Source organism: Pseudooceanicola sp. NS-SX9 (assembly GCF_057380705.1).
Genome location: NZ_CM170818.1, coordinates 1741956 through 1766182, shown reverse-complemented (window position 1 = coordinate 1766182; position 24227 = coordinate 1741956). Strand labels below are relative to the sequence as shown.

General features: G+C 69.4%; 22 protein-coding genes. 4 read left to right on the top strand and 18 right to left on the bottom strand.

The features are described 5' to 3' along the window. Positions 1-204: 204 nt before the first annotated feature. Positions 205-543 (top strand): zinc ribbon domain-containing protein YjdM, encoded by a 339-nt coding sequence (locus AC2ITM_RS08420; protein WP_486469364.1) that lies wholly within the window; start codon positions 205-207, stop codon positions 541-543. Between the two features lie 129 nt (positions 544-672). Continuing rightward, entirely contained in the window at positions 673-1626 is a 954-nt protein-coding gene (locus tag AC2ITM_RS08415; RefSeq protein ID WP_486469363.1) for a hypothetical protein, read from the top strand. On the opposite strand, the gene AC2ITM_RS08410 is transcribed toward AC2ITM_RS08415, so the two are convergent. Both AC2ITM_RS08410 and AC2ITM_RS08405 read right to left on the bottom strand, forming a co-directional pair. Next, entirely contained in the window at positions 1601-2815 is a 1215-nt protein-coding gene (locus AC2ITM_RS08410) for a histidine kinase dimerization/phospho-acceptor domain-containing protein (protein WP_486469362.1), read from the bottom strand. The two genes, AC2ITM_RS08415 and AC2ITM_RS08410, sit on opposite strands and share 26 nt — an antisense overlap. After that, positions 2812-3465: a response regulator transcription factor gene (locus AC2ITM_RS08405; RefSeq protein ID WP_486469361.1), complete on the bottom strand. Its 654-nt coding sequence runs from the start codon at positions 3463-3465 to the stop codon at positions 2812-2814. The genes AC2ITM_RS08410 and AC2ITM_RS08405 overlap by 4 nt, the downstream gene beginning before the upstream one ends. Before the next feature lie 114 nt (positions 3466-3579). On the opposite strand from AC2ITM_RS08405, the gene AC2ITM_RS08400 reads away from it, so the two are divergent. Further along, on the top strand, positions 3580-4242 hold the full coding sequence (locus AC2ITM_RS08400; protein WP_486469360.1) for a dual specificity protein phosphatase family protein: 663 nt from the start codon (positions 3580-3582) through the stop codon (positions 4240-4242). Positions 4243-5387: 1145 nt separating this feature from the next. Here the strand turns inward: AC2ITM_RS08400 and AC2ITM_RS08395 are convergent. The 12 genes from AC2ITM_RS08395 to AC2ITM_RS08340 form a co-directional block, all read right to left on the bottom strand. After that, positions 5388-6392 (bottom strand): MBL fold metallo-hydrolase, encoded by a 1005-nt coding sequence (locus AC2ITM_RS08395; protein WP_486469359.1) that lies wholly within the window; start codon positions 6390-6392, stop codon positions 5388-5390. Between the two features lie 41 nt (positions 6393-6433). Then, the gene (locus AC2ITM_RS08390; protein WP_486469358.1) at positions 6434-7390 is read right to left on the bottom strand and encodes an MBL fold metallo-hydrolase; all 957 of its coding nucleotides are present in this window, start codon (positions 7388-7390) and stop codon (positions 6434-6436) included. Positions 7391-7471: 81 nt separating this feature from the next. Next, a complete protein-coding gene (locus AC2ITM_RS08385; RefSeq protein WP_486469357.1) occupies positions 7472-8629 on the bottom strand; it encodes an MFS transporter in 1158 nt (385 codons plus the stop codon). A 183-nt stretch (positions 8630-8812) separates the two neighbouring features. Next, positions 8813-9814 carry a cupin domain-containing protein gene (locus tag AC2ITM_RS08380; RefSeq protein WP_486469356.1) on the bottom strand — a complete coding sequence of 334 codons (1002 nt, stop codon included), beginning with the start codon at positions 9812-9814 and terminating at the stop codon, positions 8813-8815. An 18-nt stretch (positions 9815-9832) separates the two neighbouring features. Beyond that, entirely contained in the window at positions 9833-10753 is a 921-nt protein-coding gene (locus tag AC2ITM_RS08375; protein WP_486469355.1) for a VOC family protein, read from the bottom strand. Positions 10754-10970: 217 nt separating this feature from the next. Further along, complete coding sequence (locus AC2ITM_RS08370) at positions 10971-11804, bottom strand: fumarylacetoacetate hydrolase family protein (protein WP_486469354.1); 834 nt, start codon at positions 11802-11804, stop codon at positions 10971-10973. Between the two features lie 27 nt (positions 11805-11831). Further along, complete coding sequence (locus AC2ITM_RS08365; RefSeq protein ID WP_486469353.1) at positions 11832-13394, bottom strand: bifunctional 3-(3-hydroxy-phenyl)propionate/3-hydroxycinnamic acid hydroxylase; 1563 nt, start codon at positions 13392-13394, stop codon at positions 11832-11834. Then, positions 13391-14194 carry an alpha/beta hydrolase gene (locus AC2ITM_RS08360; protein ID WP_486469352.1) on the bottom strand — a complete coding sequence of 268 codons (804 nt, stop codon included), beginning with the start codon at positions 14192-14194 and terminating at the stop codon, positions 13391-13393. Before AC2ITM_RS08360 ends, AC2ITM_RS08365 begins: the two co-directional genes overlap by 4 nt. Positions 14195-14285: 91 nt before the next feature. Continuing rightward, on the bottom strand, positions 14286-15200 hold the full coding sequence (locus AC2ITM_RS08355) for a LysR family transcriptional regulator (RefSeq protein WP_486469351.1): 915 nt from the start codon (positions 15198-15200) through the stop codon (positions 14286-14288). Positions 15201-15303: 103 nt separating this feature from the next. Next, positions 15304-16605: a glycoside hydrolase family 1 protein gene (locus AC2ITM_RS08350; protein WP_486469350.1), complete on the bottom strand. Its 1302-nt coding sequence runs from the start codon at positions 16603-16605 to the stop codon at positions 15304-15306. A gap of 22 nt (positions 16606-16627) precedes the next feature. Then, a complete protein-coding gene (locus AC2ITM_RS08345) occupies positions 16628-17704 on the bottom strand; it encodes a hypothetical protein (RefSeq protein WP_486469349.1) in 1077 nt (358 codons plus the stop codon). A 373-nt stretch (positions 17705-18077) separates the two neighbouring features. Continuing rightward, positions 18078-20906 (bottom strand): glycosyl hydrolase, encoded by a 2829-nt coding sequence (locus tag AC2ITM_RS08340; protein WP_486469348.1) that lies wholly within the window; start codon positions 20904-20906, stop codon positions 18078-18080. A 100-nt stretch (positions 20907-21006) separates the two neighbouring features. Between AC2ITM_RS08340 and AC2ITM_RS08335 the strand changes: the two genes are divergently transcribed. After that, positions 21007-21921: a LysR family transcriptional regulator gene (locus AC2ITM_RS08335; RefSeq protein ID WP_486469347.1), complete on the top strand. Its 915-nt coding sequence runs from the start codon at positions 21007-21009 to the stop codon at positions 21919-21921. Here the strand turns inward: AC2ITM_RS08335 and AC2ITM_RS08330 are convergent. The 4 genes from AC2ITM_RS08330 to AC2ITM_RS08315 are packed head-to-tail and all read right to left on the bottom strand — an operon-like array spanning position 21893 to position 24224. After that, the gene (locus AC2ITM_RS08330) at positions 21893-22300 is read right to left on the bottom strand and encodes a PPC domain-containing DNA-binding protein (protein ID WP_486469346.1); all 408 of its coding nucleotides are present in this window, start codon (positions 22298-22300) and stop codon (positions 21893-21895) included. The genes AC2ITM_RS08335 and AC2ITM_RS08330 overlap by 29 nt on opposite strands. Next, positions 22281-22847: a PPC domain-containing DNA-binding protein gene (locus AC2ITM_RS08325; RefSeq protein ID WP_486469345.1), complete on the bottom strand. Its 567-nt coding sequence runs from the start codon at positions 22845-22847 to the stop codon at positions 22281-22283. Before AC2ITM_RS08325 ends, AC2ITM_RS08330 begins: the two co-directional genes overlap by 20 nt. 7 nt (positions 22848-22854) lie before the next feature. Beyond that, positions 22855-23418, bottom strand: coding sequence for a gamma carbonic anhydrase family protein (locus AC2ITM_RS08320; protein WP_486469344.1), 564 nt, complete (start codon positions 23416-23418; stop codon positions 22855-22857). Next, complete coding sequence (locus tag AC2ITM_RS08315; RefSeq protein ID WP_486469343.1) at positions 23418-24224, bottom strand: SDR family NAD(P)-dependent oxidoreductase; 807 nt, start codon at positions 24222-24224, stop codon at positions 23418-23420. Before AC2ITM_RS08315 ends, AC2ITM_RS08320 begins: the two co-directional genes overlap by 1 nt. Between the last annotated feature and the right edge of the window lie 3 nt (positions 24225-24227).

Genomic DNA, 24227 nt, shown 5'->3' with positions numbered 1-24227 from the left:
CCAATCCCATGTCCGCCTTGATTTTTTCTGAATGTCCGCCCACCGCGCGCGCTGCGATCAAGGGTCGCGGCGGCGGCCATGCCCGGTACCCGATGCGGCCTTGCGAAATTCCCCAACCATTCCAGAGACCTGCCGCTGCCACCCGGGAAACGTCGCCGCAATGACGGCCTTGCAAATCTGCGGCATTTCTCGTTATAGGGCGCCATGAGCGATACCCTGCCCCCGTGCCCCGAATGCCATTCCGCCTATACCTATCAGGTCGAGGCGCTGCTGAACTGTCCCGAATGCGGCCATGAATGGTCTGCGGAAAGCCCGGCCGAAGCGGGCGGCATCCGCGACAGCGTCGGCAATCTGCTGGCCGATGGCGACACCGTCACCGTGATCAAGGACCTGAAGCTGAAGGGCACCTCTTCGGTCATCAAGGTCGGCACCAAGGTGCGCGGCATCCGCCTGGTCGAGGGCGACCACGACATCGATTGCAAGATCCCCGGCATCGGTCCGATCGGGCTGAAATCCATCTTCGTGAAAAAAGTTACCGACTGATCACGCAAACCTCTGCGCGCGCAGGGCCCTGCCGGCCCGCGCGCCGGATCTTGGCGGATGTTCGCCCCGCGCTCTCGCGCTGCTCACGAAGTCGTTGTTCCCTGGCATACATATCGCTAGCCGGAACGAATGACACATGTTCTTGCTCATTCGATGTGGCGCACCGGCAGCACGGCCCTGGCCCGGTGCTTTCTGGACTCGGACCGTCACATGGTCTTCTACGAGCCCTTCCACGAGATGATCGCCTCGCCCGAGCGGATCCGCTGCGAGGGCGCCCGGCAACGCCGGGTCTCGGCCGGGTTGCGGCATCCCGACTGGCGGGGCGGCTATTTCGACACCTACCTGCTGCGCGATCCGGAAACCGGCCAGCCGCTGCATGCCCTCTTTGATCGCGACGTGGCGATCGACCGGGTCTATCGCGACTGTCCCGGAGAGGCCGCGCGCGCCTTCCTGCAGGCCTGCACCCGGGTCGCCGAAGCCCATGGCCGCAGCGCCTTTTTCGGCTTCTGCCGATCCGGCCTGCAGCAGCGCGGCCTGGCCTGCGACGGCAGCCGCTGCGCCTTCTACCTGCGCCGCGATCCAGAGGCGCAGTTCGCCTCGTACAACTGGCCGCAGAACGACTATTTCCTGCCGCGGACCCTACTGCAGCTGGCCCGTTCCGCGCGCACACGGCCGCTGCTGCGACAGCTGGTGCCAGCGACACTGCACAGCCGGATCGCCGTGATGGCATTGCCGGTCCTGCGCCGGCAGATCGCGCGCCGCAGCTTCCTGCGCGACACCACGGCGCGGCTTCCCCCCGAGGACGCCTATGCGGTCTTCTACCTCAGCCACCTGCTGAGCGAGGCCGCGGCCCGGGCACGCGGGCTGGACTGCCTGTCGACCTGCGACCTTTGCGGACCGGATCGGGCGCGTCACGAAGCCCGCTTCGGCGTCTCTTTCGCGGCCCTGCGCGCCACGCCCCCGCCCCGCGGCAAGCTGCCCTTCAGGGCCCGGGTCGAGGCCCGCGTCGAGGCATTGGCCGCCCCGCTGCTGACTGAGCTGCAGGCGGAACGCCCCCTCAGCCCCGGGGAAATCGCAGCGTGACGCAGGCCTGAGCGTCGCGGATGCTGTCCTGCAGGCTGATCCGGTTCAGCCGTGCGATGGTCGCCACGATCGACAGCCCCAGACCGCTGCCCGCCGATCCCGGCCCCCGGGCAAAGCGGCCATGGCGGAAGGCGGCCCCCTCGGCCACCGGGTTCATGACCCGCAGTTCGGTCTCCGAGACCAGCTCCAGCCGGACGCCGCCGGTGCCGTGTTCCAGCGCATTGTCGATCAGGTTCGACAGCAGGATCGCCAGGCTGTCGGGATCGGCCGCCACCCAGGCCTGCTCCAGATCATGATCGTCAAAGCGGATCGGCCGGCCCGGGCGCTCGCCGATCAGCAGCAGCAAGAGCGCCACCAGATCGGTGCGCCCCTCGCCCGGGGCCAGGTTCGCCTCGGCGCGCGACAACTGCAGAAGGCGTGACACCAGATGGCCCAGACGTTCCAGCGCGCGGACCAGGCGCTGCAGATCCTCGGGGGCCTCGGCCTCGGCCGACAGCAGCTGCGCCTGCGCCAGCGCGATGGCCACCGGCGTGCGCAACTCATGCGCGGCATCGGCGGCAAAGCGGCGTTCGCTTTCCAGCAGGGTTTCGATCCGTGCCAGATAGGCGTTCAGCGCATCGCGCATCGGCACCAGTTCCTCGGGCAGGCCGGTATCGGCCATGGGCTGCAGGTCGCTGGCCTGGCGCGCGCCCATCCGGCGGGCGAAATCCTGCGCCGGCCGCAGGGCGGAACGGGTGCCGAACCAGATGCTGCCGCTGCCGACCAGCAGCACCAGGATCATCAGGATGACGAAGGCGCGCACCGTCTCGGACAGCTCGTCGCGCCGCTTCAGCGCACTCTGGCCGATCTCGATCACATGGCCCGTCTCGGGGTCGGTCAGGCGCCAGACATGCCAGTCGCCCAGGCTGTAATGGCCATCCGCGTCCTGCGCGGGCCAGGGAATGGGGCGATCACCGGCAGCCTGTCCGGCAATGCGCAACCGCATGTCGCCCGGCAGATCGGGCATCGTCCCCCCCGCCTTGTCGAGCGCCATGACCAGTGGTGCCACGCTGCGCAGCTCGTCCGCCAGAAGCTCGCTCATTTCATGGGCAATGGTGTAGATGCCAACCCCCAGGCTAAGAATCCACGCCCCCGCCAGCGCCATCAGCACCCGCCGCGTCAGCCGTCCGCGCAGCGACCAGCGGGTCATTGCAGCTGGTATCCCAGGCCGCGCCGGGTCGTGATCACATCCGCCCCCAGCTTCTTGCGCAACCGCGAGACATAGACCTCGACTGCATTGCCCGAGATCTCGGCGTCGAAATCATACAGCCGGTCTTCCAGCGCGCTGCGGCTGAGGACCCGCCCCCGGCTGCCCAGCAGCGCATCGAAGATCGCCCATTCCCGCGCCGTCAGCTTGACCGGCTGCTCGTCGCGCCAGATCATCGCCCGCGCCCGGTCGATGCGCAGCGCGCCGATGCGGGCGATGACCTCCGGGTCGCCCTCGGCGCGGCGGGCATGGGCGCGCAGCCGGGCCGCCAGTTCGCCCAGGTCGAAGGGCTTCACCACATAGTCATCGGCGCCGCAGTCCAGCCCCGCGATGCGGTCGCTGATCTGGTCGCGGGCGGTGGCGATGATCACCGGCGTGCGGTCGCCGCCCCCGCGCAGCGCGCGCAGCAGCTCCAGCCCCGAGCCATCCGGCAGCCCCAGGTCCAGCACCAGACCGTCATATTCGGCCACCGCCAGCGCGCTTTGCGCGGCTTCGATGTCCTCGGCCAGATCCACCGCATGGCCTTCCCGCACCAGGTAACGGCGCACCGCCCCGGCCAGATCGGCTGCATCTTCGACAACAAGAATTCTCATGCCTCTGGCTAGCCCGATCCCGCCGTCACGGAAAGGCCAAAGGCGCGTCGTAAGCAAAGTGCAAGGTTTCGCCCCGAAGATCGATGCGCAGCAACAAGAAACGACGGACAGACCATGGCTCTTCTTCCCCTTCCCGCCGGCAAGGCCAGCCCCGACAATGCCCAGCCTGCGGACGCAACCGTCGCGCGACCGCGTCGCCTGCTGCGGCGGATCCTGCGCAGCGTCGCGGCCGTGACCGCCGTGGCAGGGGTGGTCCTGCTGGCCGCCGGGGGCTGGGCCGGCTGGCTTGCGCTCAGCGGCAATTTCCACACCGTCATTCCCGGCGTCCTTTACCGTTCGGCCCAGCCCGGCGCCGAGAGCCTGCGCGCCGATATCGAGAAATACGGCATCCGTTCGGTGCTGAACCTGCGCGGGCCCAACCCCGGCAAGGACTGGTACGATGCCGAGGTCCAGGTCAGCAGCGACCTGGGCGTCACCCATGCCGATTTCGCCATGTCCGCCCGCCGCATCCTGCCCGACGACCGCGTGGCCGAGCTGACAAAGCTGATGGAAACCCTGCCGAAACCGCTGCTGATCCATTGCCAGCAGGGCGCCGACCGCACGGGCCTGGCCACCGCCATCTATGTCGCCAAATTCGATGGCCGCAGCGAGGCCGCCTCGGAACATCAGCTGTCGTTCCGCTACGGCCACCTGTCGATCCCCGGCGTCTCGGCCGCCTGGCCGATGAACGAAACCTGGGAACGCATCGAATCCAGCCTGGGCTTCAAGCGCTCCTGACCCTGTTCCTTCCGGCGGAAAGTCCCTTTTCTGCCCGCCCGACTGCCCCGGCCGCGCCGCCCGCGTCCGGGGCCTTTTCCGTCCGCCCCCGCCAGTGCCCCCGGCGCGACCTGCCGATCCGCCCCGGCCCGTCCATCTGCCGGACCATCGGGCAACCGCCCCGACCCCGCCCGGCAGGTTTATCCGTATGTCTCTGGAAACGATTGATAATCCAGTTCGCAAGACACAGCCGCAGTGTCAGGAACGTACACGTTCCCGCATCCCGACCGGACCGGACGCAGGCCCGGCATGTCCTGTCGTGGGGGCTGCGACGGCCCTTGCCCTTGTCACGCTCATGGCACGGGCCGGGGCGCTGCAGGCGGCGGTCGTCCACGGCGGGACCGCGCCCAGGGATTGGAAGGTCAGCAGAGGGATCGCTGTCCATTTCGTCACCGTCCGCGGTACCTGAGTCGATCCGGCCCAAACGCCGGCTGCGATTGCCCGCCAGGTCGCGCTGCACCGCATCACCGCCAAAGATCCGCCGCTCCATCCCGGACCCGCAGCCAGCCTGATGCGCCGGGCGACAAGCGCATATGTCCCCGGCCCTTGCCACAGGTGGCGCAGATCATGTCCTGACCGAACCCCGCCACCCTGCGACGCCCGCCGGTCAGGATCATCCGGGGTGTCTTCCCCGGATCGGCTGCGGCATTGGCAGGCCGGGTGTTCGGCGTGACTGCCGCGACGCCGCTGTTGGCCCGGCACGGCACGACAACCGCCGATCATGTCGCCAAAACCGCGGCCAAAAAAAGCCACCGACAAACCGGCAGCCCGACGCGCGCCAGCGAAACCATTTTGCCAGCAGCGCCGACCAGATCGCCCGACCTGATGGAGCGCCCGCAGCTGCCCCTTGCGGGAAGGGACCCGGGCCCGGTGGTGCCCCCGGGCATGATGCAAAGCAGGCAAGGAGCGCTCCGCCCCGCCTATATGGCAGGCAGAGCTGGCTGACCCGCGTTGCGCGGAACCAATGCGTGATGTTCAACGCGCGCAGGACGGCAAGGCAGGTCAGGAACCCGGGGCCCGGGTCCGCTCCCCAAACCAACCCGGTCATCGGCCCGGCGATCCTGCCGGAACGGCCGGGCCGGGGTACAGGCGGGCGTGCGACCCACTCAGTTCGTTGCCGGGGCGGTGCCCGCAAGACGGATGCCGTTGTCGTCGATATAAACGCTCATCAGATCCTCGCCCATCACGATGCGGCCGTCATAGCCCTTGCGGGCGCGGGCCAGGATCTCGGCCTCGGAGGGGCCGGCGGGCCCGCCCGGCAACTGCACGATATGGCTGAACAGGGCGAGCTTGGGCTGCGCCTCAGCGAAGATCTGCGCCGCCTCCTCCGGCGCGGTATGACCGGACATGACGACCTTGAAGAAGGGGTTGTTTTCCTGACCGGCGGCGACGGCGGCCACCTCGTGCACGATCACGTCCGATCCCTTGCCGTATGTCGCCACGTTCTGGTCAAAGGCCGTATCCCCCGAAAACGTCACCGCATGGCCCGCGCAATCGACCCGGTAGCCGAAGGTTTCCGCGGACGGGTCGTGATGCACCTTGAAGGCGGTGACCTTCAGCCCGTCGTGATCGAAGACCACGCCCTCATGCACCACATGGGGGTCGATCCGGGTGGCGGCCTCGGGGATCGAGGCGGCGGCGCGCTCTTCCAGATCCGAGGCATAGGCCTCGGTCAGCCCCTTCGCCAGCCGGTCGACATGCTCTGGCCCGTATAGCTGGAACGGGGTGGTGCGGCCGCCGAGCGGCAGCGGCACGTAGCCCGACAGGTAAAGATCCGGCAGGCCGTTGGTATGGTCGGAATGGAAATGGGTCAGGAAGACGGCATCGATCTCTCCGGCGGGGATGCCCAGCTGGCCAAGGCGCATGGTCATGCCGCGCCCGGCATCAATGACGATGTCCTGACCGGCGCATTGCACAAGGCTGGACGGGCCGAAACGGTTGATCCGCAGCGCCGGGCTGCCGGTGCCCAGCAGCGTCAGCTTGATGCCATCGAAGGCCTCGCGCTGGTAGGCGAAGGGGGATTTCGGGGTGTTCTCGGCCCGGGCGGGAGCGGTCAGGGTCAGCGCGGTCAGGGTCAGCGTGGCAAGAACGGCGAGGGCTTTGTTTTTCATGCGAAATGTCCGGTTCATGGCAGTCAGTGAATGGCAGGCCGTCAAAAGTCCTGCAGGTCGGTTGCGAAGGTGACCGGACCTGCGTAATGGCTGGCGATGGTGCGGGCCCAGCCGTCTTCCTGTGCGGGGGTGATGCTGGCACCGGCCACCAGATGGGTGGCAACCACCGCCTTGACCCCGGCTGAGGCCGCCATGAGACCCAGGGCATCCGGCGTCAGGTGGTGGGTCGAGAGGTGCCGGGCCATCTCCTTGAGGATCTCGGGCGGCTGGTCCGGGCGCTGCGCGCGGATCTGGCCGGTGACGGCATCCAGGTCGATCATCTCGGACACCAGCAGGTCGGCGCCCTGCGCCAGTTGCGTTACCGCCGGGCTGGGGCCGGTGTCGCCGGTATAGACGATCGAGCGGTCAGGCGTATCGAAGCGGAACGACAGCGACTGGAACCGGGCGTCCATGTCAGATCCGGGCGGGAACGAGTAATGCGTGTTCTTCACCGCCGTCACCCGGGTGCTGCCGATGGTCAGGCTGTCGCCATCCTTCAGGTCATGGGCCTGCACCAGTGCATCCGGGGTCAAGGTCTGTTCGTCCGGCAAGCCGTAGGCGGCCTCCATCGCGGGGCCCATGCCGGTCAGCAGCCCGGCGACGGTGGCCTGGGTGCCGGGCGGGCCGTAGATCTGCAACGGCTTGCCCGCGTTCAGCTGAAAGCGCTGGCCCAGCACCGCCAGAAGCCCGCCGAAATGGTCGAAATGCAGATGGCTGATCAGCAGGCTGTCGATCTGCCACAGCGGCACCTGCTTGCCCGCCAGGCGGTCGGTCACGCCGTCTCCGGCATCGACCAGGATATAGGTGCCATCAACGCTCAGCAGGTTGGCGGGCTGGGATCGGTCGGCGCGGGCATTGGGCCCGCCCGAGGTGCCCAGCGTCGTCCAGCGGGTCTGGGCCAGCGCCGGCTGGGCCAGCGGCAAGAGCGCACAAAGCACTGCCACGGCAAAACGTGTCATCGAGGTCCTCCTCCTCCTCATGTTCGCAAACGGGGCCCCGCCGGTGCACGGCAGGGCATGGGGCCCGGCCATGGGGTCCGGTCATTCGGCGGGATGCGCCCCCGCCACCGGCCCGGCCGAACGGCGGGCCTTCAGGAACAGCGCCGCGCAGACCAGCCCCACCAGCAGCCCGGTCAGGCCGATGGCGGCAAAGCCCCAGAGCTCGACCAGGGCGCCCCCCAGGAAGGGGGCCACGGCCGACCCCGTCATCAGCATGGCAGGCGTCGCCGCCACCGCCCGCCCCGAGGGGTCCTGTTCGGCCAGGAAGCCGAAGACGAAGGTATGGGTAAAGATCAGCACGGCCGCGAAGAAGACCGCCGGCAGGGCAAAGCCCGCGAAGGCCGGCGCCGCCATGATCGACAGCGCGAAAAGCCCCTGCACCAGCGGCCCCAGCGGCGCCACGGTCATGGCCCGCACCCGCGTCTGCAGCAGTGCCGCGATGACCGGCGGCACCAGGTTGACGACGCCCAGCACGATCAGCACGATCTCGACCCGGTGGGTCCCAAAGCCGCGCGCGGTACCAGCCTGCACCAGGAAGCTGAACACCATGCCCTGCACCAGCGCCATGCCCATGATGCCCGCAATCGCCAGCCGCACATGGCGGGGCAGCGGGCCGGTCGCGGTCTTGCGCAGCAGCGCCGCGCGCTGCGTCTGCGCCGGCATCAGCAGCGCCGTCACCAGGGCCGCCACGATCATGATGCCGCCCACGGTCACGAAGAAGGCCTGGGGCCCGGCGGCGGTGATGATCTGCGGCACGGCGCCCAGAAAGACCATCGAGAACACGCCAAAGCCGACGCCCGCACAGGCGAAGGCGCGGTGCGGATTGGCGCTGCGCCCCAGCGTGCCGTGCACGATCGACAGCGCACTGCCCACCGCCAGCCCGCCCAGCCCGTGCAGCAGCAGATGCGCGGCAAAGCTGTCGGTGCGCGTCACCCCCAGCAGCGCCAGCGCCGCCACCGCATAGCCCAGCGGCGTCACCAGCCGCCGGTTCACCCGCTCGAACAGCCGGCTCATCACCAGCGAGGCCAGCACCACCCCCAGCAGGAACACGGTCGGCAGCATCCCCGCCATGGCCGGGCGATAGCCGTAGCCCTCGATCAGCGTGTTCACCCAGACCGGCAGCGAAGCCAGGTCGATCATCCCGGCCACATGGCCGATGATCAGCGCGAAGAGCGCGCCCTTGGACGTCGGTCGTGTCATTGCAATCCCTCCCCTCGGGCCGCGATGGACCCGGTCACATGCGCGGCCCCTCCCGGCGGCGCAGGATCGGCGGGCCGGGTCGCCCCGGCCGGCCATCGGCCCGTGACGGGCCCCCGGGCTGCCGCGATGCGGCGCCCGTGACAGGCGGCCCCGCAAGGCCGCCCCGTGCCTGACGCGATCCGGTCAGGCCAGCGTCGCGTCGATCCCTTCGGGCACTTGCTCCAGACGGGCATCGCCCCGGGTGACATGGCCGAAATCCCCGGTGGGCGTCCCGACGGCATCCCAGACCGACAGCCCGTTGCCATGCGCCGCCGCCAGCACCCATTGGGTGTCATGGCTGATCACCCGCGTTGCATAGGGCGTACCGGCGGGAATGTTGGCCGCATCGCCTGCGCTCAGGACGTAATCCTCGCCCTCCAGGGTCAGTGCCACGGTGCCGTCGATGACATAGAGGAAGACATGCGTCCGCGCATGGCACAGCACCGGCATCTCGGCGCCCTGCCCGCCGGTGATGGTGCGCATGTCGACCATGTCGCCGGTGATCTCGCGGGTCAGCAGCGCGGTCGAGATATGGCCATTCAGGCGGCTGCGGCGCCCATAGCCCGCCTGCAGCACGTAAGAGGCCGGCGCCTCGGGCAGCACCCGGTCGGTGTCGTCGCCGCAGGTGACCTCGGCATAGCTGGCGCCCTCGACCCGCATGATGCGGTGCTTGCCCATCGCGGGCCCCATGCGCGAGAAATCGAACGGATGGTTTTCCGGCGGCAGCGCAGTGTCGGTCCAGGCCTCGCCCGCATCCTCAAAGAAGACCTCCCAGCCGCCGGGGGCGACGATGCCGAAGAACTGGCTGCGCGGCGCCACGCACTGGTAGGAATGCACGCCGCCGGGCTGGACATAGGCGAAATCGCCGGGCGTCAGCACGCGGCAGATGCCGTCGCTCCAGACCTTCATGCGGCCACGGGTGCACAGCCAGGTGTCGTGCTCTTTCTCGTGGTAGTGGAGCGGGATCGCCTGGCGGTCGATGCTGGCATCGCACACCATGGCGCCAAAGCCGCCAGCGGTTTCCTCGATCCCGGCCAGGGTATGGACAACCTGCCCCGCGACCAGGTTACAGCGCCCCTCACCCGCCTTCAGCACATAGGCCACGGCCTTGCCCGGAAGCGCCGTCTGGATGTTTTTCATCAGCATGATCAATACCTTTCGGTCTCAGGTGAAGGGAATGGCAAGCTGCGCCTGCTTGCACTGGTCGGACTTCAGCACGGTGATGCCCCACTGGTCGGACCGCCCCTGCGGCCAGGTCCAGTCGGCCGGGCCGCCAACGCGGTAGCTGTCGTCGACCTCGAGGATCTCGGCGGTGTGTTCGATGACAAAGCCGTTGTCGTCAAGGAAGTAGGTAAAGACATTGTCGCCCGGGCCATGGCGGCCGGGGCCCCATTCGATCTTGCGGCCGCTGTCGACCATGCGCCCGGCCGCCACCATGACCTCTTCCCAGGTGTCGTGCAGGAAGGCGATATGGTTCAGCGTGGTGACATCCGCGCGCGCCAGCACCACCGCATGGTGATCGGGATTGCAGCGCACGAAGCCCATGATCGGGGTGACATCGGTCAGCTGAAAGCCCATGCCCTCGACAAAGAAGGCCAGCTCTCGTTCCTGGTCGGGGGTGTTGATGTTGACATGCGCCAGCCGCGTCGGCCGGGCCTGAGCGGCCTCGCCCAGCACCGGCACCAGCAGCCGGTCGTCCTGCACCACGCGGATGCAGCGTCCGAACGGGTCACGCAGGCTGAAGCCGGTGCCGCCGCCCGCCAGCGCCACCGGCCCGATCTCTCCGGTATCGCCACCCGAGACCGAGGCCCCGGCCGTCAGCATACGCGCGCGCAGGGTCGTCAGGCAGGCGCCGGGATCGGCGCGGTAGGTGACGCTGCGGATCGCCGGGGCGCCTTCGGACAGCGCCACCAGATAGGGGTCCATCCCGGTGCCCCGCAGGTAGACGCAGGCCGCATCGCGCGCGCTTTCCTCAAGGCCCCAGGTCTGGGTGTAGAAGGCCACGGCGGCGGCCACGTCGGGCACGCTCAGCTCGACGCTGCGCAGCGCGCAGACCGGAAACCGTGGCTGGGTCTGGATATTCAAAATGCATGCCTCCCTCGGCTGCGCCGGGGTGCATCGCCCCGGCCGCCCATGCTGACAGCGTCCATCCGGTGATGTCGTCTGCCCCCCCCTCGGCGGCCCTCCCAGCCGTCAGAGGAAGTATCCTCCGTCATTCCCGGCGCGTCCAAGAATGAAACATCTGATCAGCATAAGCTGTGGTAATGGAAGGACGGCCCGGCGGGCCGCCCCCGGGGCCGGTTCAGGCCTCTTCGACGATCCGGCTGGACAGGGTTCCGATGCCCGAGATGACGACCTCGATCGTGTCGCCGGGCTTCATCCAGACCGGCGGGGTGCGCTTGGCGCCGACGCCGCCGGGGGTGCCGGTGGCAATGACATCGCCCGGGCGCAGTTCGGTGAAGGCCGAGACATAGGCGATGATCTCGGGGATCGGGAAGATCATGTAATCGACCGTCGCTTCCTGCATCACCTCGCCGTTCAGCACCGACTTGACCGAGACCGCCGACAGATCGCCGATCTCGTCCGGGGTAACCAGTTCGGGGCCGAAGGGCGCGGTGCCGGGAAAGTTCTTGCCCGGGATGAACTGGCGGGTGTGCCACTGCCAGTCGCGCACCGAGGCATCGTTGAAGCAGGCGAACCCTGCCACATGGGCCATGGCATCGGCCTCGGGGATGTGGCGCCCGCCCTTGCCGATGACGATGGCCAGCTCGGCCTCGTAATCCAGATCGGACGACACCCGGGGCCGGATGATCGGGTCATCGGCACCGGTCAGCGTGTCGGCGAAGCGGGTGAAGATCGAAGGGTGGTCGACCTTGGCACGGCCGGTCTCCTGGCGGTGGGATTCGTAATTGTGCCCCACGCACAGGATCTTGTCGGGGTTCGGCACCACCGGCAGCAGCCGGACATCGGCCCGTGCGATCACCGGGGCATCACCTGCGATCTGCAGCGCATCGGCGGCCAGCGCCGCCTTCAGATCGGCGGGGGCCCCGGGCAGCGCGCCCAGATCGACGATCATGTCGCCCTCGACCCGGCCCCAGGAGGCCTTTCCCTCATGTACGAAACTGACGAAACGCATCTCGTTCTCCTGTCGTCTTCTGTTCTTTCAGCGCCCGGCCGAAGCCTGCGCCGGCACGGGCGCGGCCAGCGTCAGGGCCTGTCCCAGCCGGATCAGCACCTCCGAGGCAGAGGCCCCGTCGGCCGCCAGCGCGGCAAGGTAGAAATCGGGGCGGATCAGCGCGACCTCGGCCCCCTTGCGGGCGAACCAGGCGCCCAGGTGTCCCTCGTCATCATGCAGATCCGCCCCCAGCGTCACCACCGCCGCATCCAGCAGCGACAGCACGGCATGGGCCTCGGGGGCAAGGTCGGGGGGCGTCGTGCACAGCAGCACCCAGCCGCCGCCCGTGACATCATCCAGCAGCCCCGGCCCCGCCGGACCGGTGACGGCCGGGTTCACAAAGCGCTCGCCCGCGCCGGGGCCGATCAACCCCGAGGCAATCGGCGCGATCAGTTCGGCGGCGGTGCGCATGCCGGTCTGGGACCGGATGCGGGCATCGCGGTCCGCCGCCTTGGCGGGATCAAGCTCGCAGATATAACGGCCGGCCTCGATCGCGGCGCCGATCACGTGGCGCACCTGGGCATCGCGTTCCGGCTGGTAGCTGTCCAGCAGCGCCGACCCGGCCAGGCCACGGCACACCAGATCCAGCTTCCACGCCAGGTTGGCCGCGTCGCGCATCCCGTGGCACATGCCCTGGCCGAAGAACGGCGGCGTCTGATGCGCGGCATCCCCGGCCAGAAAAACCCGACCCCGCCGCCAGTCCCGCGCCACCAGCCCGTGAAAGCGATAGGTCGCGGCACGGATCATCCGGTGCGGCGTGTCGCCCAGCCAGGGCGCCATCAGCGCGGCCACGCTTTCGGGCTGCGCCATCTGCGCATCGTCCTCGTGCGGCAGCAGCATGAATTCCCAGCGGCGGTGGTTGCCGCGCCCGGGCACGATGGTCGCGGGCCGGGCCGGATCGCACATCATCAGCGACAGGTTCTGCAGGTCCGCCCCCTCCGGGACGCCGGTGAAATCGGGAAAGCGGATCGGGCCCTCGACCTCGGCATCGGCGACCAGCCAGGGTTCCTCGAACTGCAGATCGTCCAGCGTCACCCCAAGCGCCTTGCGGATGGTCGAACGCGCCCCGTCCGAGCCGATCACCCAGGCGGCACGTTCCTGGCTGCCATCGGCAAGATCGAGCGTCACGCCGGTGTCGTCCTGGGTCAGGCCCGTCACCTCGGCGCCCAGGCGCAGGGTGACATTGGCAAAGCGCTCCAGCCCGGCGCGCAGACCGGCCTCCAGCTCGGGCTGGTAGAAGAAGTAGTCATTGGCATAGCCGAAGGGGCGCGGCTGGCCGGCGGCCGACAGGAACCGGATGACGCCGTGATCGGCGCCGATATGGATATGGCCGTCGCCGGCATGCAGCCCCGCGCGCAGCGCCTCCAGCAGGCCGGCATCGGCCAGCAGGCGCAGCATCTCGTGGTCGATGTGGACGGCCCGCGGCAGCGCATAGGGCGCGGTGTCGCGGTCAAGAACCAGCACCCGCAGACCGCGGCTGCCCAGCAGGTTGGCGGCAAAGGCGCCGACGGGGCCGCAGCCGGTGATGATGATATCCCAGGGGCGGGTCATGTGGGCGCGACCTCCAGCTGTTGGCACAGAAAACGGGTCAGCGGTCCGGCCACGCGGGCCGAATGGCTGGTGGGATCGGCGATGTCTTCCTCGCTGAACCAGAAGTGGTCGGCATCGGGCAGTTCCAGCACCCGGACCGGCGCACCGGCCTGGCGCATCGCCAGCGCCATGGCGGCCGATTGCGTGGGCTGGATCACCCGGTCCTGATGGCCCCAGACAAAGAAGCTGGGCAGCGCATTGGCATAGGTGATCTGCCGCAACGGCGAGGCATCGTGATAGAGTTGCGGATTGTCATAGGGCGTACAGCCCAGCATGCGCTCGGTCCGGTCGGTGCCCGGGCGGGCATTGCCGATCAGGTCGGACTGCCAGTGCGCCACCAGGTCATAGACCCCGTAGATGCAGGCCAGCGCCCGGGGCCGGGGCACGTCGAAGGCCGCCGACAAGGTCACCAGCGACGACAGATGCGCCCCGGCCGAGACCCCCAGCAGCGCGATGCGCGCCGGATCAAGGCCCAGCCCGGCGCCCTGCCCCGAGAAAAACCGCAGCGCTTCGGCCACGTCCTGGGCATTGCCCGGATAGGCGATGCCGTCGGCGGATTTGCGATAGTCGATGCTGGCCACCGCCAGCCCCCGCGCCGCCAGATAGTGCCCCCAGTGCGCCAGCGCCCGGCGATGTCCGCGGACCCAGCCGCCGCCGCAGACGGCGATGACCAGCGGATGGGGGCCCGCACGGTCGGGGCAGTAGAGATCAGCCAGCAGCGGCGCGTCCGCGCTGCCACCGAAGCGGATTTCGTGGTGCATTCATCCTCCTCATCCCCGTTTTCCTCCCGGGGATGAGGGCATCTTCACGGGGCAGTGCTCCAAAGTAAAATAATGATAAAGGGCAAATCCATTAATCTGGATTATGCTCAGAGGCCGCCATCGCCTGAGCCGCCTCCAGGAACAGGGCCGTGGCGGGGCTGGGATCATCCTCGCGCATGCGCCAGGCCGCCAGACGCCGCGCCGGGGGCGCACCGGTCAGCGGCACGCTTTCCAGCTGCCCCGCCGCCAGTTCGGCGGCAAAGACAGACGCCGGCAACAGCGTGATGTAACCGCCCAGCCGCAGCAGCTCTTTCATCGTGGCCAGGCTGTCGCAGCGCACCGCGTTGCGCGGCACCGGCACATCGGCGGACAGAAAGACGGCCTCCAGATGGCGCCGGGTGGCGCCCTCGGCCAAGGGCAGGATCCAGGGATAGGCGGCAGCCTCGGCGACGCTCAGCCCGGCCTTCGGCAGGCCCAGCCCGGCCCGGCCGACCAGCACGAAGGGTTCGCTGCGCACGACCAGTTCCTCGACCCCGGCGGGCAGGTTCTGCCGGCTGGCGGTGCACAGCGCCAGGTCGATGCGGCGGCCGCGCAGAAGTTCGGCCAGGTCTTCATCGCGGGCCTCCTGCAGCGACAGCGGCAGCAGCAGCCCCTCCTCGCCCAGCCGCGCCATGACCGGCGGCACCAGCGACATCAGCGCCCCCGGCGTACCGCCGATGACCAGCGGCCCCTCGATGCGGTGGTGATGCAGCGCCACCTCCTGCACGGCGCGTTCCAGCACCGTTTCGATGGTGCGGGCGCGGCGCAGCAGGACCTCTCCGGCCGCGGTCGGCACGGCACCCTTGCGGTCGCGGATCACCAGCGGCAGGCCGACACGGTCCTCCAGCTGGGCAATGGCGATCGAGACGGCGGGCTGGGACATGTTGAGCTCGTCCGCGGCGGCGGTGAACGAGCCCGAGCGCGAGACGGCCAGCAGAATGCGCAGGTGGCGCGGATCGATGGGCAATGGGGGGTCCTCCTTGCCCGCAGGAATACACCGGGTGCCGGGAAACGGAAACCGTTCCCGCCCCCCGGTCCCATCGGGCCCGCGCCCGCCTGGGCGCGGACCTTCAGGCCTGGATGATTTCGGCATAGACCGCGGCACTGGGCCGGATGCGGCGTTCGAAGGTCTCGAAATCGACGGAATACAGGCCATATTTCGGCCCGTAGCCCGAGATCCATTCGAAATTGTCCAGCAGAGACCAGACGCAGTAGCCCAGCACCGGCACGCCATCGGCCATCGCCGCACGCAGCCCGGCGATGGCCTCGGGCAGGAAACGCGCCCGCAGGCTGTCGTCCGAGGTGCCAATGCCGTTCTCGGTGACGAAGACCGGCACACCGGCGCGGGCATGGGCGTAGCGCACCGTACCTTCCAGCGCGCGCGGCCAGAATTCCACCCCCGCCTCGGTCAGGGTGGCACCGGCAGGCGGCGGCAACGGGCCATCCTTGCCCCAGCGGGTGCGCTCATAGGTCTGCACGCCGACGAAATCGTCCTCGCGGGCGACCTCCAGCCAGCTGTCGTAGCAGGCGGCGCGCACCGCGTCGCGCATCGAATCCGCGCCCTCGGCCTGGTCGTCGATGAGCGCCAGCGCCATGCCCACCGGCAGATCGGCCCGCACAGAACGGATCGCGGCGCGCCCGGCCTTGTGCCCGGCCATCATCCCGGCCTCCATCTCGGGCAGGTCCTCCAGCCCCATGACATTGGCACAGACGAAGCGCGGCACGTTCAGCCGTTCGGCGGCGCGCTGGTTGGTCAGTGCCTGGATCTGCCAGACCTGCGGCGGCAGCTTGTGGGTCAGCACACGCATCAGGTTGGGTTCGTTCAGCGTCAGCGCATAGGCGATGCGGTCGCCGAAGGCCTGGGTGACACGCGTGCAGTAGCGGGCGAACAGCGCCGGGGCCTCGGGGTTGGTCCAGCCGCCCATCGCGGTGAACCACAGCGGCGCGGTGAAGTGGTTGTAGGTCACCACCGGCGCCAGGCCGCGCGCCAGGCAGCCGTCAACCACCCGGGCATAATGATCCAGCATCGCCTGCGAGAACCGCCCCTGCACCGGTTCGATCCGGGCCCATTCGATGCCGAAGCGGTAGCAGCCCAGGCCAAGCGCCCGGGCCAGGTCCAAATCCTCTTCCCACAAGGCAAAGCTGTTGCAGGCATCCCCCGAGGGTTCGTGGAAGATGGTGGGCTGCTGGTTCTCGATGAACCACAGGTCGCTGGCGGTGTTGTTGCCTTCGACCTGGTGCGGCGCGGTCGAGGCCCCCCACAGAAAGTCCCCGGCCGGGGGTGCGCCGGGCGCCGGGGTCGTGGCGGCCAGCGCCGGACGCGCGGCGGCCGAGGCGGCGGCCAGCGCCAGAAGGGTGCGGCGGGTGATCATGGTCTGTCCTCCCTGGACGGTTTCAGAAGGTGGCCCGCAGGCCCAGCTCGACGGCGGGGCCGCGGGCAGAGGTGACGGGCGGCGGGAAATGCTTGGGATCGAAGCCATTGTAGGCGGCATGGCCGCTGTCGAGGCCGATCAGCAGCTCATAGGTCTTGCTGATGTGGTACGAGAGCTCGGCTGCGGTGTCGAAATCGTCGTCGACGCTCAGGCCCAGCTGCCAGGTCTCGCCGCCGAACCAGGCCGAAATCACATAGTCCATGTCGTGGTCGTAGTGATCATAAAGCGCAAAGACCCGGCGCAGCGGCCCGTGGAACTGCGGGATCCAGTTGACCACGACATTGGTCATCCGGGTGTCGAAATCATTGTCGCCCACCTGCTGGCCCAATGTCAGCGACGCCCCCGGCAGCATGTCCTTCCAGGTCAGCGCATAGACGCTGTCGCCGATGTCATTGGCCATCACCAGAAAATCGAGATGCTGGCCGTGCAACGTCGCCGAGGCCTCGGCGCGGGGCAGCCTGTTGCCGTCGGAATCGCGCACGTCACTGCCCGAGACGGGGCCGTATTTCATCTGCGGATCGGCCCGCACCATGACCGAGACAGGCCCGAAGTCATTGTCATATTGCAGGTAGCTCGCGCCGTCGGCGCGCACCACCTGGCCATTGTGCAGCACCCCCGTCAGGTCCGCCACGCCCTGATAGAGCGGCGAGATGACGGCAAAGACCGACAGGTCGCCGCGGTTCTCGATATCGCCGGTCACCCAAGGGTAGCCGGTGTAGCGGCTGAAGGACGACACGGTCAGCCGGCCGCCGCGACCGAAATCCAGCACCGTTTCCAGATCGAGCGGATCGTCATCGACATAGCCCAGATCATCCTGGTCGCTGCGCAGCCGCAGCCGCCCATGCAGGCTGAGCGTGGCGACATCGCCCAGCTGGTAACGGCTGCGCGCATCCAGCGTGCCGATCGCCAGCGCGCCGTCATGGTCGCCGGTATTGCCCCACCCCAGATAGAGCTGGCGGGTATAGTCGATGCCGTCGGCACGGGCGGCGGCAGGCAGGCCTGCGGCCAGGACGAGAAGGCTGAGAAGCGTCTTTTTCATGTGTGGTGATGACCTCTTGCCCGGACCCTCCGGGCGATGTCGGCAGGCAGGCGACAGGGGGCATCGGGCCCGCCAGGACCGCAGCCTGCGAGGGGATCGGAAACGCGGCCGCCGGGCGCACCCGGTCAGGGCGCGTCGGGGCTGCACGATGTCGGTGAATGGGGACGCACGGGACGCGCCCGGTCCGGGGTCACGCCGTCACGGCGGACCCCTCGGATGATCTGTGATGCATGGTTCCTCCCTTGCCGGGTCTCCTCCCCCGGCTGCATCCGATGGTTGCATGGCAACGGCTTCAGGCAAAATAATAATTATGCCGATTTCCATAGTCTGGATTTATGGTTGCAGGCCGGGTCCGACCGGCCTGCAACCGGTGTCAGTCCGCCAGCGGAACCCGGCGGTAGGGGATCAGCGTCACCGGCCCCAGAAGGCCGGTCTGCAGCGGCAGGCGGGGCCCGAAGGGCAGATGCGCAAAGCGTTCGGGCTGCAGATGCAGCAGCGTGTTGTTGAGGGGCGTCGCGACACGGACCTCGATATGGTTGTCTCCGGCCTGCAGCAGCCCGCCCAGATCGATGCGGCGCGCCAGCTGGTCGACAGGCCCCAGCGGATGGCCGTTCACCGACAGCGCCACGGTATCGGCATGCAGGCCCAGCTCCAGCCAGGCGCCGGTGTCGGGGGACCAGTCGGCCAGGGTCACCGTGGTGTCATAGGTGCCGATGCCCGCGGCATCGCGCAGCCCCTCGATCCCGGTCCAGGGCCGCAGCCCCTGCAGCCGCACCGGCCCGAGCGCGGTCTTGCGGATCGCGCTGACGCTGTCGCCGGGGCCATAGGCCTCGACCTGCAGCGTCCAGTCGGTCAGCGCCTGCGGCCCCGGCACCCCCGAGACCGTCGCACGCACCGTCTGACCATCCGCCAGCACCGCCTGCACCGGACCGTCGTGACGGACCTGCAACACCGGGCCCGCGGCCGTCATCACGGCCGGCGCATCGGCCTGCAGCAGATGCGCGGGCGCAGGTCCCGGTTGCAGCGCGATCAGCGCCGCCTGATGCGGATCCAGCGCCACCGGCAGCCTCACCCGCCCGTCCTGCGCCTGGTAGACGGCGACCGGCGCCGCCCGGCCGGTCCAGGGATCCAGCTGCCAGGGCACCCCCGCCCCCTTCAGCGCCATGGACATCGCCACCGGCGCATCGCTGTCGTTGAAAAGGTAGTAATACGAGACCTCCCCCGCCGCCCGGTGCACCGCGCGCAGGGGACCTGCGGTTTGCGGCTGCATGTCCGGGGCGATCCCCATCGCGGCCAGCCGCGCCGGCAGATCGGCCGCGCCCTGCCCCGCGCCCAGCCGGATCACCGGCAAGCCCGCCGCCTGCAGCGCGCTCAGGCGGGCCTCGGTCGCAGGGCTCAGCCGCAGCCCCTCCGGCACGATCAGCGCCCGGTAGCCCGGCCCGGAAGCGTTCAGCGCCCCGCCCTCGACCCGGGCCGAGGGCAGATCCAGCACCGCCGGGCTGAGGTAGCCCAGCGTATAGCCCGCCTGCTCCAGCGCCGGATCCTGCAGATAGCCGCCGTCCAGATCCATCTGCGTGCGCAGCACGGCCACATCGGTGCGGTTGCGCCCCTGCTGCAGCACGTTCTGCACCCGGCTGATGTAGCCCGACAGCGCCCCGATCATCTGCCAGCTGGGCTGCTTGGCGTTCCACGCCTCCGAGAACAGCGTGCCGAAGGGTGCGAAACCGGGCCAGGGCTGGCCCGGCGCCACATCATAGGCATAGCCGTGCAGATACAGCTGGTTCACCCCGAAGGCGAAGTTGCGGTTCATCTCGGGCAGCATCTGGCTGGTCCATTGCGTGGCATAGCCGGTGAAGAAGGCACCGAATTCATCCGACAGCAGACCGCCGCCCGCCATGTCGCGCCCGGCGCGCAGGGCCTGGAACTTGCCCTCCTGGCGGCCAAAGCCCAGGGATTCCCCCTCGGGCTGGCCGGTCATCGCCGCGGCCAGGATCGGATCCACCGGCCCGCCATAGGCCTGGCTGCGCCAGCCCAGCCCCAGCGAGGCCGCCCAGTCGCGCAGCGGCACCAGGTGATGACGCTGCCACAGCCCGGCCATCGTCCGGGCCCAGTCCTGACGGATCCGTTCATCCGCCTGCGCATCGTCGAAGGTGAAGGCCCGGGTGCCGGGGGCGGTAAAGCTTTTCAGCGACTTGAACAGCAGCGCCGGCAGGTCGGGCCGCGGGTCATAGCCATGGTCGGCCTGAAAGGCCGCCAGCGCCCCGTTGGTCCAGTCCTGCAGCGCCTTCAGCTCCAGCGAATCCTCGAAGATGGCGCCACCTGCGGCCTTCAGCCCGGCGCGGACCTCGGGCGTCAGCAGGGTGGCGTTCCAGAAATCGATCACCGCCGCCGATCCGGCGGATCCGAAATGATCCACCACGTAAGAGGCCGGATCGGTGACCGGGCTGGCCCCCGGCGCCATGTCGAACAGATTGACCCGCTGGCCGGTGGTGCGCCCGTAGATCGCCAGGATCATCCAATGGCCCGCATCCGGCGCCTGCCAGTCCAGCCGGTCATCGTGCACCTGCGCCGTCAGGTCCCTGACCGAGGCGCGCTCCAGCGTGACAGGCCCGGCGCCGTCACAGCCGGCCTGGCAGCGCACCGCCAGCACCGCCAGCCGCCAGGCACGCACCTGCGGATCGGGATTGGCCTGCGTCACCCCCGAGGGCGGCAGTCCGGGCTGTGGCACCGGGCCGCTGAAATGCCCGTCCGTCCCCAGCGTCACCGCGCCAAAGGTCATCTCTTTCGCGGCGGCCATGTCCTGCGGGGTCACCGTTGGCAATGCCGAGGGCCAGTGCGGGCCCACCGTCAGATCCACCGTCAGCCCGGCCCGGGCCGCCGCCTGCAGCGCCACCGCCACCGCCGCGTTCCAGCGCGGCGTGCCCCAGCCCCGCGTCACGGGATCGATGGCGCCCGGCACCGCATCATAGACATCCGCGATCTCGACCCCGCCGAACCCGGCGGCGGCGATCTGGGCGATCTCGGCCTTCAGCGCCGCGTCCGAGACATCCGCCCCCGGCCACCACCAGCGAAACCGCGGCTGCGCCGCGCGGTCCGGCGGCAACACGAAGCCCGCCGGTACGCCCTGCTGCGCCCCCGCGGGCAGCGCCAGGGCGCACAGGGCCGTTCCGGCCAAAAGGCCGACCAAGGATGATGAACGCATGCGATGTCCTCCCGAAGCATGTGGCTTTGCAGGCTAGAGAGGCGGGTTTCATATGGCCAATATATTGCAATTCATCCCGTCATATCGTTTCGATATCAAAATGGACCTGCGCAGACTCAGATACTTTCTGGTGCTGGCCGAAGAGCTGCACTTTGGCCGCGCCGCCACCCGGCTGCGGCTGGCGCAGCCCGCGCTCAGCATCCAGATCCGCAAGCTGGAGGACGAGCTGGGCGGCGCCCTGTTCCTGCGCGCCCCCCGCCAGGTGCAGCTGACCGCCGCGGGCACGCTGCTGCTGCGCGAAGCCCGCGAGATCCTGGAGCGTGCGGCGGCCGCCGAAACCCTGGTGCGCGCGGCCCTGGCCGGGGATCGCGGCCGGGTCAGCATCGGCTATTCCGCCATGGCGGCCTTTTCGGGACTGCTGGCGTGGGCCTGCCGGCGGCTGCGTCAGGCTGCCCCCGAAATCGAGATCGTGCTGAAAGAGGCCGATCCGGTCAGCCTGCTGCTGCAGGTGCGCGACGGCCGGCTGGATCTGGCGCTGTCGCCGACCCGGATCGGGGTGACGCCCGAGGGTCTGCAGATGCTGCCGCTGGCGCAATGGCCGTTCCGCCTGGTGCTGCCGCAGGATCATCCGGCCCGCGGGCCGGTGCCGCGCGCGGCGCTCTTGTCGGAAACCATCGTGCTTTATGCCGCGACCGAGGCCGACGGCATCGACGGTTTCCGCAGCCTGATCGGCTTTGTGCCGCGCCGGGTGGTGCTGACCAGCAGCCCGCAAATGGTGATGGCGCTGGTGGGCACCGGCGCGGGGATTTCCTTCCTGCCGTCGCTCTGGGCCGGCATGGCGACCTCGCTCGGGTGCCGGTTCGACACCTGCCCCGAGGTCGAGGCCGCAATGGACTGCGCCCTGGTGCGCCGCGCCACATCCGGCGAACCGGCGCTGGAGCGCGTCTGGCAGCTGCTGGCCCCCGAAGCCCAGGCCCGCGCCGCCGTCAGTCCGGCAGCCATTCCTCCAGCGTGACCTCGAAGGTCATGCAGATCGGGTTGCCTCCGGCCACGAAGGGGCCACCGTGGATGCGCCCCTCGGGATCGGCCACCACCCCGGAGAGCGAGGCCTCGACTGCGCCGCCCGCCAGGGTGCGCACCTCGCCCGCCAGGCTGACGATCTCGACCGCGGGACCGCGGACGTGGATCTCGGTGCCGTCATTGGCCTCGACGCAGGCGTCGACCAGGCTGCCCAGGGCCCCCCGCACGAAGGCGTTCTGGAACCCCTCGGCCAGGCACAGCTTTTCGATGCCGCGCACCAGGTCCTCGTTCGGGGCGATGCGGGCATAGGCGACGCGGCCCATACGGCCGCTTTCGACACAGGTGCCGGGGGTGTCAGGCATCAGAAGCGTCATGTCGGGTCTCCCGATAGGGTTGCAGCAGGGGAATGTTGGTTTCCGGGTCGAAGGTCTGGCGCAGGCCGAAGCCCTCGAAGGCGACGACCAGAACGGGGATCGGGCGCGGCCCGACGATGCTGTCCTCGGGCAGGATGTGGCCGCCGCGATACTGCCCGTCGGCGCCGCGGATGGCGGCATGGCAATGCACCAGTGGCCGCCCTGCCGAGGACACGCCCAGCGTGGCATTGCCGAAGATCATGCAGGTCTCGCCCACCGCCATCGGGGCCGAATAGGCGATCACCGCCCGCCCCGAGGGATCGGGGGGCGCGACGCAGTAGCTGAGGGCACTGAAGCGCCCCCCAAGGATGGTCATCGAGGCGCTGCCCACCCCGGCCGCGCGCAGCGGCAGGGTGATGGCGTCATGCAGGCTTTGACCGGGGGCGAGGCTAAGCCGCAGGTGTCGGCCCATCTGGTCGCGGTCGGACTGGATGCGCACGGGGTTGAAGCCGCCGGGATGGCGCAGGATGCGGGGCCGGTGGCGGGCGATCTGGCGTTCCATGGGCATGGGCACCTCAGACCGGAAGCGGACCGGCCAGCTGCGACGCCTGCCGCATCTGGTCCCGGTAACGACGCCAGCGGCGGCGATAGGTCGCCGCGCCCTCCAGCAGCCCGGCGCGCGCCGCCGTATCGAGCATCCGCACCACCCGGCCCGGCGCGCCCATGACCAGCGCGCCATCGGGGATCTCGCGGCCCTCGGGCACCAGGGCGCCGGCACCGATCAGGCAGCCCTGGCCGATCCGCGCCCCGTTCAGCACCGTCGCCCCCATGCCCACCAGGCTGCCGTCACCGATCCGGCAGCCATGCAGCATGGCGCGGTGGCCGATCGTGCAGTCGCGGCCGATCTCCAGCCGGTCGCCGGGATCGACATGCAGTACCGCATTGTCCTGCACGTTCGATCCCTCGCCCACCAGGATCGGGCCGTCATCGGCACGCAGCACCGCGCCGAACCAGATGCTGGCCTCGGCCGCCAGGCGCACATCTCCGATCAGCACCGCCCCGGGCGCCACCCAGGCCGTGCCTGCCGCCGGACCGCGCGGCTGCAGCAGGTCCAGCGCAATATAAAGGGGATCCGCCATCATACCGCCTCCCGTAGCCGGGCGTCGGACGCGGTGTCGCGCGGTGCCACCCCGGTCAGCACCCCGCCTATGGTAAAGCCGCCATCCACCGCCAGCACCTGGCCGGTGATATAGCCCGCGCGGTCGCCATCCAGCAGGAACAGCACCGCCTCGGCGATCTCCTCGGGCTGGCCGTAGCGGCGCTGCGGCACGGTGTCGATCCAGCCCTGGCGCATCTCGGGCGTGTGCATGTCGCGCACCATCGGCGTCTCGACCGGGCCCGGGGCCACGGCATTCACCCGCAGGCCCAGCTCTCCCAGTTCGACCGCCATGACCTTGGTCAGGGTGATCACCGCACCCTTCGTCGCGCCATAGGCCGCGCGCCCCACATTGCCCCGCATTCCCGAAACCGAGGCGATGTTGACGATGCTGCCCGCCTGCTGCGGCAGCATCCGCCGCGCCACCGCCCGGGCGACCGTGAACGATCCGATCAGGTTGACCTCGACCACGCGGCGGAAATCCTCGACGCTGGTGTCAAGCGCCCGGGCATCAACGCCGATGCCGGCAGAATTGACCACCCCGTAAAGCGGCCCGAACTGCGCCTCGGCCTGGTCACACAGGGCCTCGACCGCGGCTTCGTCGGTGACCGAGGCCACCCCCGTCAGCACCTGCCCGGGTTGGCCTAGCGCGGTCCGGGCCGCCTCCAGCGTCGCCGCATTCATGTCGAGCAGCACGACCGGAAAGCCCGCCCGCAGGCAGCAGCGGGCCACGGCAAGCCCGATGCCCGAGGCGCCGCCGGTGATCAGAATGGGTCTGGATGTCTTCATGGA